Here is a 16162-nt window from a genome sequence, read left to right as displayed (position 1 = left end):
GCAACAATTGCGACGATGATCGCCGCAATTCCTTGCAGCCATTCCATAGCCTCACCCCCTTTGCCGTAAACTCGGCCCTGGCGGTGAGGCTTTTCTGTTCTCCCTTGCCTATGAATATTTTACCATGTAGTAGAAGAATAGGATAGACAAACCACTCAATGGAAAAGAAAAAATCGAGTAGGATTAGTCCTATTCGCCTTTTTCGGATCATTCCGGAATGTTGTTTCAAAGAATAGTGGAGCGAAGTTTAAGCCGTTAATTTCCGCCATTTTGTTCAGCCATCGAGGAACGGTTACGGTTTTTTGATGGTTTTTTCTCCATTTCATCCCGAAAGGGTGGCATCCATACATCAATGAAGACAACAGCTTCGTTGGGATCTTCTTTTTCTACTTTATGAACAGGGGTGGGTTTGGGAATTTCATCACCGTCTTCCTCCATACCGTACAAGTGGAGGGATAGAGCTTCCTTCGCCATACGATATGCATCCGCATCATTTTCTCCAACGGAGACACAACCGGGAAGATCGGGAAATGTTACACCAATGCCAGAGTCAGTGTATTCAAAGATGGCTGGAAAAACATAGCGGTCTTTTCTTTTTGTCATGGTAACACTCCTTTTTCCTCAGGGGAGAGAAGTGGAAGAACCGAATTTGCTCCCAATTATTTTGGAGGAAGATTTTTGTAGCGTGGTACTGTGACCTTTTGCTTATTGATAAATGGGTGATGATCACCTTAGATGTCTTTCAGCTCCCAACCGTGCATTTTAAAATGTACCGATATACTCTTGTGCAGGACCTGTATGATCTTCATCGTATCGGGCCAGACGGACTTGAGAACCACTATCCTTCAGGATAATCCACAGCCCGATCAAGGTTCCCCAGAAACGGACCAACGCGAGAAATGGCTGATAAATGAGGGAAAACAGCGGGAGTAGATACCAATAGTTGACCCCTTGTTTGGAGTATGCGACCAGGGAAACAGTTGCCATGATCATGCCCGTTACAAGGACATGAATGACTGATAACCATGCAAAGCTGTATACGATTCCCTCTATTGAATCTCCCGATAGAAGAAACGCGCCTACAGCTTTCACAGCAATTCCGACAAACGCCTGGTATGTTTGAATGGCTTTTAAAGGGAGTCCGATCAATCCGAGCAATCCGCGACGTCCGAAATTTCGATCTCCGATCTGTTTTCGATGAACGAACAAACAGATAATACCGTATAGCATCCAGATATACCGTAGCCCCAACCCATTCCCATCCGTGTTCTTTCATATCTCATCTCCTTGATTTGTTATAAAATCAATTTAATCCTATTTCAGTTGTTCGTCTTAGATTTTTATTTTTTGTCCATTTTTTCCTGTGTTATCTAAAAATTTTTCGGTAACAATTCAGGTAATTTAATGTTTGTCCAAAATCAATATACAGATAAATGAATGGTGTTAATGAGATCACCTTAATCGATGTATTGGGAACAGACCGGGATGAGATTGTGGAAACGGTTCAGTTAATGATTGAAAAGAAAAAAATATATGGACATCTTCACATTCTGGATCAAAGGGAACAGGAAGTGATTCGTAAGCGGTTTGGTTTATCCGGCGGGGAGGAGCGGACGCAACGGGAGATTGCGCGGGAGTTGGGAATTTCCCGTTCTTATGTTTCCCGGATTGAAAAGCGTGCGCTGATTAAATTGTTTCATGAGTTTTATCGGGAGAAGGCGAAGTAGGTCAGGGGTTTGCCGGATCGTATCCAAAAGAGGAAAGGAAAAAGGGTTGGTTTCGTTTATCGATGCGGCTTAACAACGGAGGTATATGGCAAAAACCGGGCGGGATCAGATCCCGCCCGGTTTAAAAATGGTGGCAATGAGAGGAAGGTATCTTATTTTCTCATGGGTATGATACAAACACCGCTACGCCCCACTGCGGGCGATAACTAGGGAGAGATTTTAATTCCCTTTAAGTGGATACAAACTCTCTTCCCGCATCTTGTGGTCTTTTCCAGTGAACTTAGTTTCAAACCCTCATAGGTACGATACAAACGGTGGAAATAGATGCATGGAACAGAGTTTCAATTCCTTATAGGTACGATACAAACCGGGGCCGACTCCTTCTTTCACATAGATGTTCATGTTTCAATTCCTTATAGGTACGATACAAACTGAACAAGATCCAAGAGTCTATAGTTGACTTGTCAGGTTTCAATTCCTTATAGGTACGATACAAACAAGCGCTTACGGCTCGTCTGAAAGTATTAGACACTGAAATGTTTCAATTCCTTATAGGTACGATACAAACGGCCAACTTCCATGGGCTATATCAATATTGGTCTGGAGTTTCAATTCCTTATAGGTACGATACAAACTCCGTATCACCTACTGTTGTTGAGTTGCCGCGCTGCCTGTTTCAATTCCTTATAGGTACGATACAAACCAGAGCACACAAACGATCTGGGGATACCTACAGATAGTTTCAATTCCTTATAGGTACGATACAAACCCATTTTACCCCCACGATGATTGACTTTTCAAGTAGGGACTTCACATCGACTGTTCTGGTGAATCATCGGTTGCGTATGGTTAAACCGCATTGTGTCGCTAAAAACGGCCATAAAGCATATGTCGTCGATCCCCAGGGGTTTTTACATTACCGGGGGTCGACGACAATGTTAAAAATAATGGGTGTCTTTCCCATTACAGCTTTCATCCACTGCCTAAATGGTAACACAACCAAAACTTTAACGACGGCTTAACGCCAATCCTTAAAAGATCCATATTGGAACTCAATCATTTTTTCATGGCGTCTGCTTTCGTCTTGTGAACCGTACCGAAAGGATGTTCAGGTGGCGCATAGATGGAGTAAAGCTTCAGTGGTTGATCTCCGGTATTGGTTAAATTGTGCCATTTACCGGCAGGGATCAGGATGGCATAATCATCATAAACGTTGGCTTGAAAATCCCATTGATCTTTCCGGTCTCCCATTTGAACCAATCCTTGCCCCTCTTCAATACGGAGGAATTGATCCACGTCAGGATGAATCTCTAAACCGATGTCCTCTCCAACATCGATGCTCATCAAGGTAACTTGCAAATGATCCCCTGTCCATAAGGCGGTACGAAATGTATTGTTTTGTTTGGTTGCCTGATCAATATTTACAACAAATGGATTGTTTCCATAATCTTTTAGTTCAATCTTACCTTCTTGACTCAAAGATAACGTGTGAAATTGGTTCACATGATTGGCCTCATGATAACAAGCTCTTAAAAATACATCCTGAAAGGGGGACTGTTGAGCAAGTAAATAATGATTTCGATTTGCTTCGTAATCACTCACCGCTCGTTTATAAGCCTTTTGTAATCCCTCTTGATAGGTGTCAAAGGTTACATTATCGATTTCATACTTAGGCTGTCTTCCGGTAAGTGTGACATACAGTCCAGCAAATTGGTTCAATTGGGCTTTTTCCTCTTCTGACGCTTGAAGGATATAATGTTTATGTTTTTGATTTGGTGCAGACTTGGCCAACCGGTGATAAAAATCAGTGGCCGTCGCTTTTCTTTTTATTCCAGCAAGTATGGATTCAAGTACTTGTATATTTGCATAATACATTGGGGCGCAATAAGGATATGGATACTGCATGAAGTACAATCTGCTCATTCCTTTCATGGGTTATCAATAAATACTCCCAATCTCTAGAAAAGGAGCAAATAGGGCTGATATATACATATGATAAGATGCTGGAAAAAGTACCCATTGGAATGTTACGCAATGAGAGGGAACGTTTTATTGAAGTCTGCCCTATCTGCAAGTAAAGTGTCTTAATAATAGAAAAGAATATAAAAAATTGTTACAATCATTGTTAAAAGGAAAGATATCAAGTAGATTGGAATGGATCTGAAGTAAGGGTAAAGAGAGGGAATCGGTTTGAAAAAAAAGATTTCATTGGGATGTTTAGGATTCCTTGGAATACTAACGATTATTGCCGTTATTATGGAAGTGTTGGGACTTAATCCTGAGCCGAAAGACCCCCATCCAGACCCGGCGATTGATGAGGAGGTTGAACAGGCAACGGTCACCAAAGTGATTGATGGAGAAACACTGGAGGTGAAGATCAAGGATAACAAGAAAAAGCGCATTGTGCGGTTGGCCCTGATTGACACACCGTCGAAAGACCAGCCTTATGGAAAGAAAGTGCTTCGTTTCTTGAAAAAGGAGTATCTTGGTCAACCTGTAAGTTTGTCTTTTGACAAAATCAAAAAAGATGATCAAGGGCGGCTGTGGGCTTATGTACGTGAATTTGAATATATACAGGAGGATTTGCTGGAGCGGGGACTGGCGCGTGTCGATGTTCCAAAGGGAGAATGGGAATCCTATCAAATTGAAGAGATGAAAGAGGAAGAAGCGGACGCAAAAAAAGAACGTCTCAATATCTGGAAATATAAAGGGTATGTACAGGATGGAACCTATCACCCTGACGTTTATAAACAGGCGAAAGCGAAGGAAAAGAAAAAACGGTTGCAGAAAGCGAAGCGAGAGCGTGAACGTCAGAAGAAATTGGCCGAGAAGAAGAAAAGGTTAGCGGAACAAAGAAAAAAAGAGATGAAAATCAAACGGGAACTGGCTGATAAAATTGATCCAGACGATTATTTAAGTTTCCGGCAAAAACGGAAAGCGCGAAGCCGAGATAAAGATGATGACCGCGATTGTTGGCACTTTGATTCGTGGGAGGAAGCTCAGGCCTTTTATAAATATGCCCGCGGTCGGGATCGCCATGGGTTGGATCTTGATCGAGACGGGATCGCGTGTGCGAACCTTCCGCTGGAAGGTGATTACGACGATGATTAGAAGTGGTCGGTAGGAAGAGTGACGAAAGCCGGGTGGGGTGATTTCCCCGTCCGGCTTTTTATTTTAAAAAATTATTGCAATGGTTGTTAAAAGGACAGATATCAAGTAGATTTTCGAGCGGATATAAAGTAAGGGCAAAGTGAGGGAATAAGAAAAAAGATTTCGCTAGGTGGTTTAGGATTCGTTTTCATACTGATGATTATTGCGGTGATGATGGAAGTGTTGGGATTCAATCCTAAGCCGGACCCGGCTGTAGCCAAGGAAGAAGAAAGTGATTACAGAAAAGAGAAGCGAGAGCGTCAGAAAAAATCAGCTGAGGAAAAGAAAAGGTTAGTGGAGCCGGATGATTCCTGCGGTTGCTGGTATGTTGATTCGTGGGAAGAAGCGCAGGCTTTTTATCGATATGCCCTCCGTTGGATCGGAATGGTTTGATGATCTACCGCTAAAAGGCGATTTTGATGAATATTGGGTATTAGGCTGACGATACATAAAACACATATGCATAGATGAGGGGGAAGGTTGTCAAACTATTGGTGATTCAAAGGTTAAAGAAGGAGGATGATCAAATGGTACTGGCTGGTCATGAGCTTTATGACCTTCATGAACTGACGCTAGGTTGTGTAAATTCCATTACAAACATGGGGAATTTTCTCCTCCATGTCCAAGATCCTGAGCTTAAATCCATCATCGAACGTCATTTTCCCCTTCATGTTCGTGATTACAACATTAAGGTGGAATATCTGAAAAATGCACAAGGTCCTACGAAGGAGCTTCCTGTACCGGATTTAAACCCGGTGCTTCAATCGTTCACTCAGCCCCCCGCTACAGGTCAACCGGTTACCCCGCGAACAAATGCCCAAACCTTGAATGACCGGGAAATCGCCACCGCTTATCTGTTGACACTGAAACGTGCTGGCAGGGAGTATGCGTGGGCCGCGATGGAGATGGCCCATCCGGATCTGAGAAGTTTTCTGGAGGACGCTTTCCGAATGAGTTGCCGTCATGCTTATGATGTTTGGCAATGGATGGTCCAGAAAGGATATTATCCCCTGGAGTCTGGGGCCAAGACATCACAGATGAACATTGGCGGGATCTACCAGCCCGTTCCTGAGCAAAAACCGATGACGACTACACCAGTGATGTAACTGACTGAACCAAACACCCTGTCAATGGTGTGTATGCCACTGACAGGGTGTTTGCTTTTAAAGAGGACGATACATGATTATTTCCCGATTGATTGAATAAGTTCAATACAATCCTTTAAACCGCTGAGGATGGCAGCGAGTGTCACAGCAATAGCGGCAATATGCCCGTAATTGGCTTCAATCGTCCCTAACTTTTGGTTGAGCTGGATCAACAGATTTTTTTCAATGCAACCTTGAGGAGCCTGTTCCTTGATCCGCATGGAGATTTCAGACAATTCCGCTGTATCTCGTTCCATCTGAATCATATCCAGGTTTCTTCATGAACCGATGCTTTCTCTTCTGCTGAAGGTGGAGTATTTTGGGATTCCTTCGCTGTTTGACGCTGTTTTCGCATAAAGACGGGGCCAAGGGATTGTTTTTTCTGTGTTCTCTTCATGGCATGCGTTAAATCAGACAAGGCATCCGTTAAGTTTACAGCTTTGCTATTCAATGGGGGAAATCACCTCAAAATTGAAAGGACTCTTTTATTTTAACGTACTATGAGAACAAAAAAATACGCTTGGCGAATGGTTGACGGGTGGTGGTGATGGATTGGTATATGAACCGGGTGACACGGTGGGGGCGGTTTATCAACTGGATTGGGAAGGCGGATATTACGCGACCTACATGGCATGAACTGCAAAAGAATCGATCTGATTTCCAGATGGATCACTCCTATCATGGGGGTGGAGTTTTTGTTGCATCAGGGACCAAATGAGCGGCAAAGCTGAAAAGGGAACGTCAACGTTTGGTTCCTAACTTCCGATACACTTATATTATCGGAAGTTATAAGAGAAGGTGAAAATGGGAGTATTATAAAATGCAACCAATTTCTTTTTAAAAAATTGATATGAACCGGGACTTTAACGTCAAATGAATAGTTTGTTCCAAACAGAAGATTCAACACATACAGAAAACCTCCACCATCCTGGTGTCGATCAACGATGGTGGAGATGGGTGCCACTGCGTAATGGGAAGATATGGGTTCGCGCTTTTGCCATCCAATAATCCACTTCATACTTTTGTCTGGGCAAGGATTTCTTCCTTCGCTGAATCGTGTTGTTCCAATGGGAACCAGGCCAGTTGCTTTTGCAGATGAACCACTTCTCCGAAAACGATGACGGCAGGAGATTGGATATTTTCCTGTCTAACTTTATCTACGATATTCTCCAATGTTCCTGTCAAGGTTTTCTGATATCCTTCCCATGTTCCCCGGTGGATGACTGCTGCTGGAGTCGTAATCGGACATCCCTGTAAGATCATCTGCTTTCGGATGATGGGTAGATGACTCATTCCCATATAAACAACAACCGTTTCCACTTGTTTTAGAAGGCCTATCCAATCTCTTCCGCCATATTCTCCTTTACAGCTGTGACCTGTAACAAAAGCCACGGAAGAACTGGTTCCCCGATGGGTCAGCGGGATTCCGGCGTACAAGGGAGCAGCTGTACCAGAAGTGACTCCCGGTACAAATTCAAAAGGAATCCCATTTTGGGCACAATAGGCTGCTTCTTCTCCCGCCCGGCCGAAAATACCGGGGTCTCCTCCTTTTAAACGCACCACAGATTGACCGCTTTTGGCGTGATGAACCAAGAGCTGGTGGATCTTGGTTTGCGAATAGGAAGAATACCCTGGCTTTTTTCCACAATCGATAAAACGCGTATGGGGGCCTGCATACTGAAGCAGTTCCCGGTTGACCAATCGGTCAAATAAAATGACATCTGCCTGTTGGATCACTTCCTTTCCACGTACGGTAATGAGCTTGGGGTCTCCGGGTCCTGCTCCCACAAAATAGACGATCCTCTTATACTGAGCCATGTGATCCCACCTTTCACTCACATGATTTATTTGACTGACATGAGATCAGCTTTTTCCAGGATGACCCATACACGGTTTCTTTCCATTACCACGGGATATGTTTTGACACATCCGGAGTCCGGGTCTTGTACTTTGCCGTCCTGAAGATGGATTTTCCATTCATGAAGCGGACAATAGACAAAATCACCACTTACCATTCCTTCCGCCAAGGGTCCCCCTAGGTGTGGACACACATTTTCCACAGCGCGAAAACTTCCGTCGGATAGGCGAAAAACAGCGATTTCACATTCCCCTGCATGTACCCGACGTCCCGCTTTAAGTGGGAACTCTTCAATATGTCCGATTGAAATCCGTTTCATTTTTGATTCTCCTTTCCGATTTCTACTTTACGTTTACCGGTACATGGGCTTCCTCATAGAACGTTTGACGTGTCTGTTTGTTGTTTGCATCTGCTTTCCACGGATCCGTTCGGTTCTGAAGGGCCCTTTTCACTTGTTCAAACAGTTTTTTGCGGTTTTGTACGTTTTCGACCACATTTTTTTGGATCACCTCCAGGCCGATCCGTTCCACCCACTGCGATGTGCGCTCCCAGTATTCAGCTGTCTTCCGGTAAAATTGCAGGTAAGCACCGGCAATCTCCAGTACCTCTGCTTGGGTCTTCACCTTGCAGAGGAAGTCCGCACCCCGCAAGTTTACCCCACCATTTCCGCCGATATAAATTTCCCAGCCACCGTCCACTCCAACGACACCAAAATCTTTGATCCCGGATTCAGCACAGTTTCGGGGACAGGCAGAGACAGCCATCTTTACTTTGTGAGGGGTGTCCAGCCCTTCAAAAGCTTTTTCCAGTTTGATCCCCATTTCGATGGAGTCCTGGGTGCCAAACCGACAGAAGTCTTCCCCGACACATGTCTTCACGGTTCGGACCGCCTTGGCGTAGGCATGGCCCGAAGGCATCCCCAACTCCTGCCAGATCTTGGGCAGGTCCTCTTTTTGAACGCCTAGCAGATCGAGACGCTGTCCACCGGTCACCTTTACCATTCGAACCTTGTATTTTTCCGCTACATCCGCAATCCGACGCAACTCTTTCGGTGAAGTCACGCCGCCGTACATTCTTGGAACGACGGAATATGTCCCATCATTTTGAATGTTGGCGTGGCGTTGCTCATTAATAATGCGGGATTCCCGCTCATCTTCATGTTCCTCCGGCCAGACCATCCCTAGGTAGTAATTGATGGCTGGACGGCATTTGGGACAGCCTTCGGGCTGCTTCCATTCCAATACATTCATTACTTCCCGTACGAGGGTCAGCTTTTTTTTCCGGATCGCTTCCACCACTTCATCCCGGCTAAGATCGGTACAGTTACATATCGGGGTTTTACTGGAAGCGGCTGAATCATAGGTGTCTCCTAATTCCTGCTGGAGTAGGCCTTCAACCAAAGGTTTGCATCCTCCACAGGAAGCAGCAGCCTTGGTGCAACGCTTCACCTCTTCAAAGGTGGTAAGTTCCTGCTCCCGAATTGCAGAGAGGATCGTTCCCTTGGAAACCCCGTTGCAGTCACAGACCTGATCATCATTTGTCAGCCTCTCCACAGGAGAAATATTTCCTTCAACGGTACCTCCTGCGAGGGTTGCATGAATCTCTTCCGTCATCTCCTGTTCCTCTCGAATCCAGCGGAACAGCTGGGTGGAGTCGGATGTATCACCGAAGAGAACCCCTCCGACAATGCGATTATCCCGAAGAACGATTTTTTTGTACGTTCCTTTCCAATCATCCTGAATGCGGAGGAGGCGGGTATCTGTGTCATCGTTAAACGCTCCGGCGGAAAAGACATCTACCCCGGAAACTTTCAACTGTGTTGCCAGTACCGATCCTTTATAGGGTGATGTCTCCATTCCGCACAACCGTTTGGCCAGAACTGCGCTTTGTTCCCGATGGGGGGCGACCAGCCCGTAAACCATTCCCCGGTGTTCGGCGCATTCTCCAAGAGCGTAAATATTGGGGATACTGGTTTCCATATAGTCATTGACCACGATTCCCCGATTGACTTCCAATCCGGCCTGTTTTGCCAGTGCGACATTCGGTTGGATTCCAACCGCCATGACCACCAGATCAGCCTTCAAATCGGTTCCATCCTTGAAACGAAGGCCTGTCGCCCTCTTTTCACCGAGAATGCTTTCGGTCTGTTTTTCCATGAGAAAGCGCATCCCCTGTTGTTCCAATGTTTCTTTCAGCATGCGAGAGGCTGTGGAATCCAGTTGGCGCTCCATCAGGTCATTGAAGATATGGACGACATCCACTTCCATTCCCAAATTGAGCAAGCCCCTTGCTGCCTCCAGGCCGAGCAACCCCCCGCCGATCACCGCAGCCTTGCGGTATTTTTGGGATGCCTTCATCATGATTTGGCAATCTTTTATATTCCGAAAAGCGATGACTCCCTCTTTGTCCACTCCGGGCAATGGCAGCATCAACGGCAGGGAACCCGTTGCCAGCACCAGCTGGTCATACGGGGCGGATACGCCTCCTTCAGCATAAACCACCCTGTTCTGTGTATCGATCCGGATAACTTCACAACCGCTATGCAGGCGAATTCCATTCTGTTCATACCAGTCCCAGTCGTTTAGAATGATGTCACTCATTTCCGTGTCTCCAGCCAAAACCTTGGACAGCAGAATTCGGTTGTAATTGGGATGAGGTTCTTTTCCGAAAATCGTGATTTCATAGTCTTCTTTTGTCAGTTTTAATACATGTTCAATCACCTGAACACCGGCCATTCCATTTCCGATGAGCACCAATTTTTTCTTTTCGTTCATCTCTTTTTCCCCTTTCAGCGGTCTGTCGTTTTGGTAGTTGACTTTGCAGGGCTCTACCCGTACGGCACAAGCTTTAAAAGAAGGCATCCGACTTTCAGGGTCCAGTTCCGGCAAGGTTAGCCGATTAACCCCTTTTTCCCCGCCCCAATGCATTGGAACGAACACAGTATCCCTTCGAATCGCCGGGTCCGCCCTTACCTTGAGATGGATTTCGCCTCGGCGAGACCGGATGCAGGCTTTCTTTCCATCTTCCAGTAACCATTCTTTCGCTGTATCGGGATGAATGTATAAAAGGGGCTCCGGTGCCTGTTCGTTTAACGCTGGTGTCCGTCGCGTCTGGACACCCGTCAGATAATGGTGCATCAGGCGCCCTGTGGTTAACGTCAATGGATATTGCTCATCCGTTGGTTCCGGCGGTGCATGGTGAGGTACTGCCAGGAATCGGGCCCGACCATCCGGGTGGAAAAATCGTCCGTCTTCAAATAACCGTTCCACTCCAGGAGCATCTTCTTTTGGACAGGGCCAAAATACGCCGTTTTCTTTTTCAATGCGTCTGTAATCCATCCCGGAATAGTCCGCAATCCCACCTTGGGTAGCTCGACGGAGTTCTTCAAAAATTGTTTCAGCCTTGAAATAGGGAAAAAACGTTTCTTTTCCCAACGCTTTAGCCATTTCGGTCAGGATCATCCAGTCCGGCTTTGCTTCACCAGGAGCTTTCCGGACTGCTCGGCGAAGAAGAACCCGTCCCTCCAAGTTGGTCATTGTTCCCTCACCTTCCATATAGGAGGCACCGGGAAGAACCAGATCCGCTTTTTTGGCAGTTTCTGAAAGAAAAAGATCGATGACTACCAAAAAGTCCAGCTGGTCCAGTGCTTTCTCTGTTTGGCGGCTGTCGGGATTGGAGACAACGGGGTTGGAAGAGAGAACCACCATGCCGCGTATCTTCTTTTCCAACGCCAGGCGGAACATTTCAGTGGCGGAAACACCTGCGCCTGGCAGGCGTTTTTCGTCCACCCCCCAAACATTGGCGACAGCACGTCGGTGTTCCGGGTTTTGTATGAGGCGATATCCCGGCAGTTGATCTGCCTTCTGACCGTGCTCCCGTCCACCTTGCCCATTTCCCTGCCCGGTTACGGCGCCGTACCCGCAGCCAGGCCGTCCGACCTTTCCGGTCAGCAGGACGAGATTGATAAAATTGCGAACATTGCGCACCCCGGTCGTGTGTTGTTCTACCCCTCTGGCCGTAAAAACCATTCCCGTAGCCGCCTGACCGAAAGCCTGAGCTGCACGCTGGATCTTTTCTTTGGAGACTCCGGTAATCATGGCTACCTCCGACAGAGAAACGCTCTCAAGATGGGCAGCCAGTTTGTCAAACCCGCGCGTATGTTTCCGGATAAATGATGGATCTGAATATCCTTCATCCAAGAGGGTTTTTAACATGCCGTTGACCAATGCGGTATCCGTACCTGGGCGAACCGGCAGATGGATGTCCGCATGACGGGCTGTCTTTGTTTTTCGTGGGTCGATTACGATTACGGTGGCTCCATTCGCCTTGGCCTCCAAAATATACGGCATCATGGTAGGTTGACATTCTGCGATATTGGTTCCAGCCAAAATGAGACATCCCGTCTTTGCAATATCTTCCAACGGATTCGTCATCCCCCGGTCGACGCCGAAAGCTTGGTTTGCTGCGGTGGCCGCTGAAGACATGCAGTATCTGCCGTTGTAATCGATGTAGCGGGTCTCCAGGGCGACGCGGGCAAATTTGCCCAAAAGGTATGCTTCCTCATTGGTAAGCGACCCGCCCCCAAATACTGAAACAGCATCTTTCCCATAGATTGCCTGAGTTTTTTCGACTTGCTGGCGAAACCATTCCAGTGCCTCTTCCCAGGAGACAGGCTCCAATCGTCCGTTTTTCCGAAGAAGAGGGTGTTTTAATCGATCTTCGTCCAGTGCATGTACATGCGCATGCATTCCTTTGATGCACCAGCGACCCTGAACAATGGGATCTTGTTGGTTGGGGGTTACAGAGAGCTGATCATCTCTCTTGTCAACCTGCATGGTACATTGCATGCTACAGTAGGGACACTGGCTCTTTTCTGTTTCATTTTGAGGATGTTTTGGTTCCGGCAATAACTCTTCCAATCCTATTTCCTCCCTCTTACCGATTTCGTGCCATTGCCGGCGACGATGTCCATTTTTCAGGGACGGAGAGTCGGCTCCAGCGGGCTCCAATCAAGCGGATCGTTGCACCAGCGACCACAGAAATCATGGAAATGGTGAGAAAACCGATGGCGAAGGTGCCCGTCAACTCCTTTAGGAATCCCAGAACAGAAGGAAGAAAAAAACCTCCGATTCCCCCGGCTGCTCCCACGATCCCGGTCATTACCCCGATCTCCTGTTGAAAGCGACGGGGGACCAATTGAAATACAGCTCCGTTTCCGAGTCCTAAGGCCACCATGACCAAAAATAGAATGATGGTTTCCAGCGGGAACGGCAGTAACAGAGAAATCGTGATAAACAAGACTGCAATCGCGATAAACAACGTTTGTAGCATCCGGGCACCTCCGATACGATCGGAGATCCAGCCCCCAACAGGTCGCACCATACTTCCCGCCAAGACACACAAGGTAACGAAATCGCCGGCGGTTACCCGGTTCAATCCGTACTGATCGTGGAAGAAAACGGATAGAAAACTGGCCATCCCTACAAAACCGCCAAACGTTATCCCATAGAAAAAGCAGAGATACCAAGCATCCGCCACTTTCAGTACCTTCATATATTGGCTCCATTTTTTTGGTTTGGGCCGGTTAGGGGGCTCTTTGGCGATCAGGGCAAATACCAGAAGGACAAGCCCCATCGGGATCATCGCCAACCCGAATACGGTATGCCAACCAAACGCTTCTGACAACCGTGGAGCAAACAGGGTTGCAAAGATTGTGCCGCTGTTTCCGGCCCCGGCAATCCCCATAGCCAAACCCTGGTACTGCGGAGGGTACCACCGGCTGGCAAGTGGAAGAGCAGCTGCAAAACTGGCCCCGGCGATTCCCAATAAAAAGCCGTAGGCATATACCTCGGTCAGTGTTGTACCCGCGATCCAAAGAAGACCAAGCGGTACCATGGATAGTGACATTCCGAGGAGAGCGGTTTTCTTTGCGCCGATCCTGTCTGTTAAAACTCCAGTGAAGATTCGGAATATTGACCCTCCAAGAATGGGGATCGCTACCATCAATCCTTTTTCCGAAGCGTTTAAGCCCAGTTCATCTGAAACGAAAACCGATGTGGCCCCTAACAAGATCCAAACCATAAAACTTGTATCAAAATACAGGAACGAACCCAGCAAACTTGGCCAGTGCCCACTTTTCAAAAATCCCCGCGATTGCATCATCACTCCACCTCCTGAATAAATCAATGTGAAATGAAAACAGAGCCAATCCAATAAAACGGGATCGGCTCCGTTGCCTTCTATCCATACACAATGTTTACATATCAAAATTGTCAGTACCATTTACCGACACGCTCGTTGTGTCGGAGTTTTTGGGTCACATCATTGTGACCAACTTTATTGTAATATAAGTTAACTATACATGTCAATAAAAATGACATAGAAGCGAAAGATCATTTTTTATTAATTTCATGTTATATTTCTTTACATATAAAAGCCGCCATTGTATGATAAAAATACCAAGAATTTCATTGTATAGAGGTGTGATTCAATGAACCCGTCTCTCTTGTTGATTTCTGATCAACAGACCAAAAACAAAGGTGTTTCTTATCAACAGCTTTCAGAAGCCGGATATATGGTCCATTCAATCACACCCAGCGATTTACAGCATGTCTCTCACATCGCTGATGCGATGGTGCTGGATATACCTGTATTTCGATTACCGAAATTATATCATAAGATCCACATATGGCAAGACATTCCATTCATCTGGTGGTGTGATGAAAGTGAACAAATCCCCCATTTATCGGAGTGGGAAGCAGAATTGGACAGCATTGTCTACAGTGGAATGAATAAAGAACAAATCAAGTGGGCGATTTGGTTCGGTATCCAAAATTGCCGCCAAAAAAAGCAATGGCGAGAAGAGCGAAATCAACTGATTCAAAAGTTGGAAGAGCGAAAGTGGATTGAACAAGCCAAAGGCATCCTTCAGGAATGGAAGCAGGTTTCAGAAACGAAAGCCTATCAGATGCTACGTCAACAAGCGATGAACGAGCGGAGAAAAATCGCGGATATTGCTTCTGCCATTGTGAAAGCCTACCCATTGCTAGGGGGAACTAGGAAAGGAGGAGGTTCCCTATGATGTTCAACTTGCTGAAAGAAGTGGGACGAGGAAAAAAGGGGGCAAAAGATCTTTCTTATGACCAAGCGTTACAGGGAGCGGAATGGATTCTTGACGGCCAATCCACACCTGCTCAAACGGGAGCTTTTTTTATGGCGGAGAGAATCAAGATGGAAACAGCAGAGGAAATTCTCGCCTTTGTCCACGCCTGTCAAGATCGCAGTTTGCAGTATTCAATCGATTCCGGTTTGGATTGTGCCGGCCCGTACGATGGAAGGCGAAAGAGCTTTATGGCCACGCTTCCCGTTGCTTTTGTGTTGACTGCTTGCGGTCTTCCCGTCACACTTCACGGTAGTGCTACGCTTCCGCCCAAACGGGGAGTTACACTGATCAATATCCTGGAAGCCTTGGGGGTATCCATCAACCAAGTCGCACCGGAAATTTTGCAACGTGGAGCTGACCATACCGGCTTTCTGTTTGTACCAACGGAAAAATGGTGTCCGCCTTTGCATACTCTCCGCCCAATCCGGGAAGAGATTGGGGTTCGTACCGTATTGAACACTGTGGAAAAACTGCTCCGCTTTTCCAATGCTTCCTATATGGCTGTCGGTGTTTTTCATATGACAGCCTTTAAAAAAATGATCTCCCTGCTTACCCGATTGGGAATTCAACAGGGAGTGGTTATCCAGGGAATGGAAGGTTCTGAGGATGTGTATGTGAATCGGACGACCCGAACCCATCTGTTACGCAAGGGAAAAAGTGAATCCCTTATGATTGATCCCAAGGTCCTGGGGTTGTACAGTGAAATGCCGGAGGTTCAATGGACGACAGATTTACAGGCACAAACCGTTTGGGAGGTTTTACGGGGGCGCCCTTCTCCTTATCGAAACATGGTCCTTTTGAACAGCGCTTTGCGCCTATGGATCATAGACTATGTTTCATCTTTGGAAGAAGGAGTGGAACGGGCCGCCACAATCCTGGATCAGGGTTTGGCTTTGCAGCAGTTTGAGAAGTGGAGGCAAATCATTCTTCAAAAAACCGATTGAAAAGGCATAAACTGTTCCCGGTTTTTGCAAGGTTCCATATCTCAATGGATCTGTGTATATTTTTTGATTCTGAATATTGGAATATAATTTGATATTGAATGGAAAAATACTTATTAAAAATGGTTTTTTGTACGACTACAATCAAGGGCAAGATTTTATTTTCGTATCAAATAGAA

At 46.3% G+C, this 16162-nt stretch carries 15 protein-coding genes, 2 pseudogenes and 1 CRISPR repeat array; of the genes and pseudogenes, 7 read left to right on the top strand and 10 right to left on the bottom strand.

What is annotated here, in order from left to right; all coding sequences use genetic code 11:
- Nucleotides 1–255: 255 nt before the first annotated feature.
- Both FN782_RS05435 and FN782_RS05430 read right to left on the bottom strand, forming a co-directional pair.
- A complete protein-coding gene (locus FN782_RS05435; protein WP_246064846.1) occupies nt 256–603 on the bottom strand; it encodes a type II toxin-antitoxin system HicB family antitoxin in 348 nt (115 codons plus the stop codon).
- Between the two features lie 159 nt (nt 604–762).
- Nucleotides 763–1251, bottom strand: coding sequence for a hypothetical protein (locus FN782_RS05430; RefSeq protein WP_185956053.1), 489 nt, complete (start codon nt 1249–1251; stop codon nt 763–765).
- A gap of 194 nt (nt 1252–1445) precedes the next feature.
- On the opposite strand from FN782_RS05430, the pseudogene FN782_RS05425 reads away from it, so the two are divergent.
- Nucleotides 1446–1727 (top strand): annotated as a pseudogene (locus tag FN782_RS05425) (sigma factor-like helix-turn-helix DNA-binding protein); the annotation flags it as partial.
- Nucleotides 1728–2010: 283 nt separating this feature from the next.
- Nucleotides 2011–2496: direct repeats of the CRISPR family, unit length 30 nt; unit sequence GTTTCAATTCCTTATAGGTACGATACAAAC.
- Between the two features lie 287 nt (nt 2497–2783).
- On the opposite strand, the gene FN782_RS05420 reads toward FN782_RS05425, so the two are convergent.
- Nucleotides 2784–3632, bottom strand: a complete 849-nt coding sequence (locus FN782_RS05420) for a cupin domain-containing protein (protein ID WP_246064845.1) — start codon at nt 3630–3632, stop codon at nt 2784–2786.
- A 285-nt stretch (nt 3633–3917) separates the two neighbouring features.
- On the opposite strand from FN782_RS05420, the gene FN782_RS05415 reads away from it, so the two are divergent.
- The 3 genes from FN782_RS05415 to FN782_RS05405 all read left to right on the top strand — a co-directional run bounded on the left by FN782_RS05415 (nt 3918) and on the right by FN782_RS05405 (nt 5983).
- A complete protein-coding gene (locus FN782_RS05415) occupies nt 3918–4838 on the top strand; it encodes a thermonuclease family protein (protein ID WP_142504739.1) in 921 nt (306 codons plus the stop codon).
- A gap of 195 nt (nt 4839–5033) precedes the next feature.
- Entirely contained in the window at nt 5034–5270 is a 237-nt protein-coding gene (locus FN782_RS05410) for a hypothetical protein (RefSeq protein WP_142504738.1), read from the top strand.
- Between the two features lie 134 nt (nt 5271–5404).
- Entirely contained in the window at nt 5405–5983 is a 579-nt protein-coding gene (locus FN782_RS05405; RefSeq protein ID WP_142504737.1) for a spore coat protein, read from the top strand.
- Nucleotides 5984–6060: 77 nt separating this feature from the next.
- Here the strand turns inward: FN782_RS05405 and FN782_RS05400 are convergent, their stop codons facing one another.
- Both FN782_RS05400 and FN782_RS05395 read right to left on the bottom strand, forming a co-directional pair.
- Entirely contained in the window at nt 6061–6279 is a 219-nt protein-coding gene (locus FN782_RS05400) for a hypothetical protein (protein WP_142504736.1), read from the bottom strand.
- Nucleotides 6280–6284: 5 nt separating this feature from the next.
- The gene (locus FN782_RS05395) at nt 6285–6473 is read right to left on the bottom strand and encodes a hypothetical protein (RefSeq protein ID WP_142504735.1); all 189 of its coding nucleotides are present in this window, start codon (nt 6471–6473) and stop codon (nt 6285–6287) included.
- A 96-nt stretch (nt 6474–6569) separates the two neighbouring features.
- Here FN782_RS05395 and FN782_RS16685 point away from each other — a divergent pair, with 96 nt between their 5' ends.
- Nucleotides 6570–6740, top strand: coding sequence for a hypothetical protein (locus tag FN782_RS16685; RefSeq protein ID WP_185956052.1), 171 nt, complete (start codon nt 6570–6572; stop codon nt 6738–6740).
- A 296-nt stretch (nt 6741–7036) separates the two neighbouring features.
- On the opposite strand, the gene cobA is transcribed toward FN782_RS16685, so the two are convergent.
- The 5 genes and pseudogenes from cobA to FN782_RS05370 form a co-directional block, all read right to left on the bottom strand.
- Complete coding sequence (gene cobA, locus FN782_RS05390; RefSeq protein WP_142504734.1) at nt 7037–7840, bottom strand: uroporphyrinogen-III C-methyltransferase; 804 nt, start codon at nt 7838–7840, stop codon at nt 7037–7039.
- Between the two features lie 26 nt (nt 7841–7866).
- Entirely contained in the window at nt 7867–8199 is a 333-nt protein-coding gene (gene nirD, locus FN782_RS05385) for a nitrite reductase small subunit NirD (protein WP_142504733.1), read from the bottom strand.
- A 22-nt stretch (nt 8200–8221) separates the two neighbouring features.
- Complete coding sequence (gene nirB / locus FN782_RS05380; protein ID WP_142504780.1) at nt 8222–10654, bottom strand: nitrite reductase large subunit NirB; 2433 nt, start codon at nt 10652–10654, stop codon at nt 8222–8224.
- Between the two features lie 75 nt (nt 10655–10729).
- Nucleotides 10730–12787, bottom strand: a pseudogene (locus FN782_RS05375) (molybdopterin oxidoreductase family protein); the annotation flags it as partial.
- 28 nt (nt 12788–12815) lie between these two features.
- Nucleotides 12816–14039, bottom strand: a complete 1224-nt coding sequence (locus tag FN782_RS05370) for a nitrate/nitrite transporter (protein WP_142504779.1) — start codon at nt 14037–14039, stop codon at nt 12816–12818.
- A gap of 331 nt (nt 14040–14370) precedes the next feature.
- On the opposite strand from FN782_RS05370, the gene FN782_RS05365 reads away from it, so the two are divergent.
- Together FN782_RS05365 and FN782_RS05360 are read left to right on the top strand one after the other, a co-directional pair.
- On the top strand, nt 14371–14961 hold the full coding sequence (locus FN782_RS05365; protein WP_142504732.1) for an ANTAR domain-containing response regulator: 591 nt from the start codon (nt 14371–14373) through the stop codon (nt 14959–14961).
- Nucleotides 14961–15986: an anthranilate phosphoribosyltransferase gene (locus FN782_RS05360; protein ID WP_185956051.1), complete on the top strand. Its 1026-nt coding sequence runs from the start codon at nt 14961–14963 to the stop codon at nt 15984–15986. Before FN782_RS05365 ends, FN782_RS05360 begins: the two co-directional genes overlap by 1 nt.
- The last annotated feature ends 176 nt before the right edge of the window (nt 15987–16162 follow it).

Source organism: Melghirimyces algeriensis (genome assembly GCF_900182565.1).
Lineage (GTDB): Bacteria > Bacillota > Bacilli > Thermoactinomycetales > DSM-45169 > Melghirimyces > Melghirimyces algeriensis.
Note: the sequence above shows the minus strand (reverse complement) of the source record. Positions and strands in the feature narration are given on the sequence as shown.

Excerpts from the sequence above, each read along its gene's own strand:
- FN782_RS05435 (WP_246064846.1), bottom strand. The coding sequence starts at position 603 with ATGACAAAAAGAAAAGACCGCTATGTTTTTCCAGCCATCTTTGAATAC.
- FN782_RS05420 (WP_246064845.1), bottom strand. The coding sequence starts at position 3,632 with ATGCAGTATCCATATCCTTATTGCGCCCCAATGTATTATGCAAATATA.
- FN782_RS05410 (WP_142504738.1), top strand. The coding sequence starts at position 5,034 with ATGATTATTGCGGTGATGATGGAAGTGTTGGGATTCAATCCTAAGCCG.
- FN782_RS05405 (WP_142504737.1), top strand. The coding sequence starts at position 5,405 with ATGGTACTGGCTGGTCATGAGCTTTATGACCTTCATGAACTGACGCTA.
- FN782_RS05400 (WP_142504736.1), bottom strand. The coding sequence starts at position 6,279 with ATGGAACGAGATACAGCGGAATTGTCTGAAATCTCCATGCGGATCAAG.
- FN782_RS16685 (WP_185956052.1), top strand. The coding sequence starts at position 6,570 with ATGGATTGGTATATGAACCGGGTGACACGGTGGGGGCGGTTTATCAAC.
- cobA (WP_142504734.1), bottom strand. The coding sequence starts at position 7,840 with ATGGCTCAGTATAAGAGGATCGTCTATTTTGTGGGAGCAGGACCCGGA.
- nirD (WP_142504733.1), bottom strand. The coding sequence starts at position 8,199 with ATGAAACGGATTTCAATCGGACATATTGAAGAGTTCCCACTTAAAGCG.
- nirB (WP_142504780.1), bottom strand. The coding sequence starts at position 10,654 with ATGAACGAAAAGAAAAAATTGGTGCTCATCGGAAATGGAATGGCCGGT.
- FN782_RS05370 (WP_142504779.1), bottom strand. The coding sequence starts at position 14,039 with ATGCAATCGCGGGGATTTTTGAAAAGTGGGCACTGGCCAAGTTTGCTG.
- FN782_RS05365 (WP_142504732.1), top strand. The coding sequence starts at position 14,371 with ATGAACCCGTCTCTCTTGTTGATTTCTGATCAACAGACCAAAAACAAA.
- FN782_RS05360 (WP_185956051.1), top strand. The coding sequence starts at position 14,961 with ATGTTCAACTTGCTGAAAGAAGTGGGACGAGGAAAAAAGGGGGCAAAA.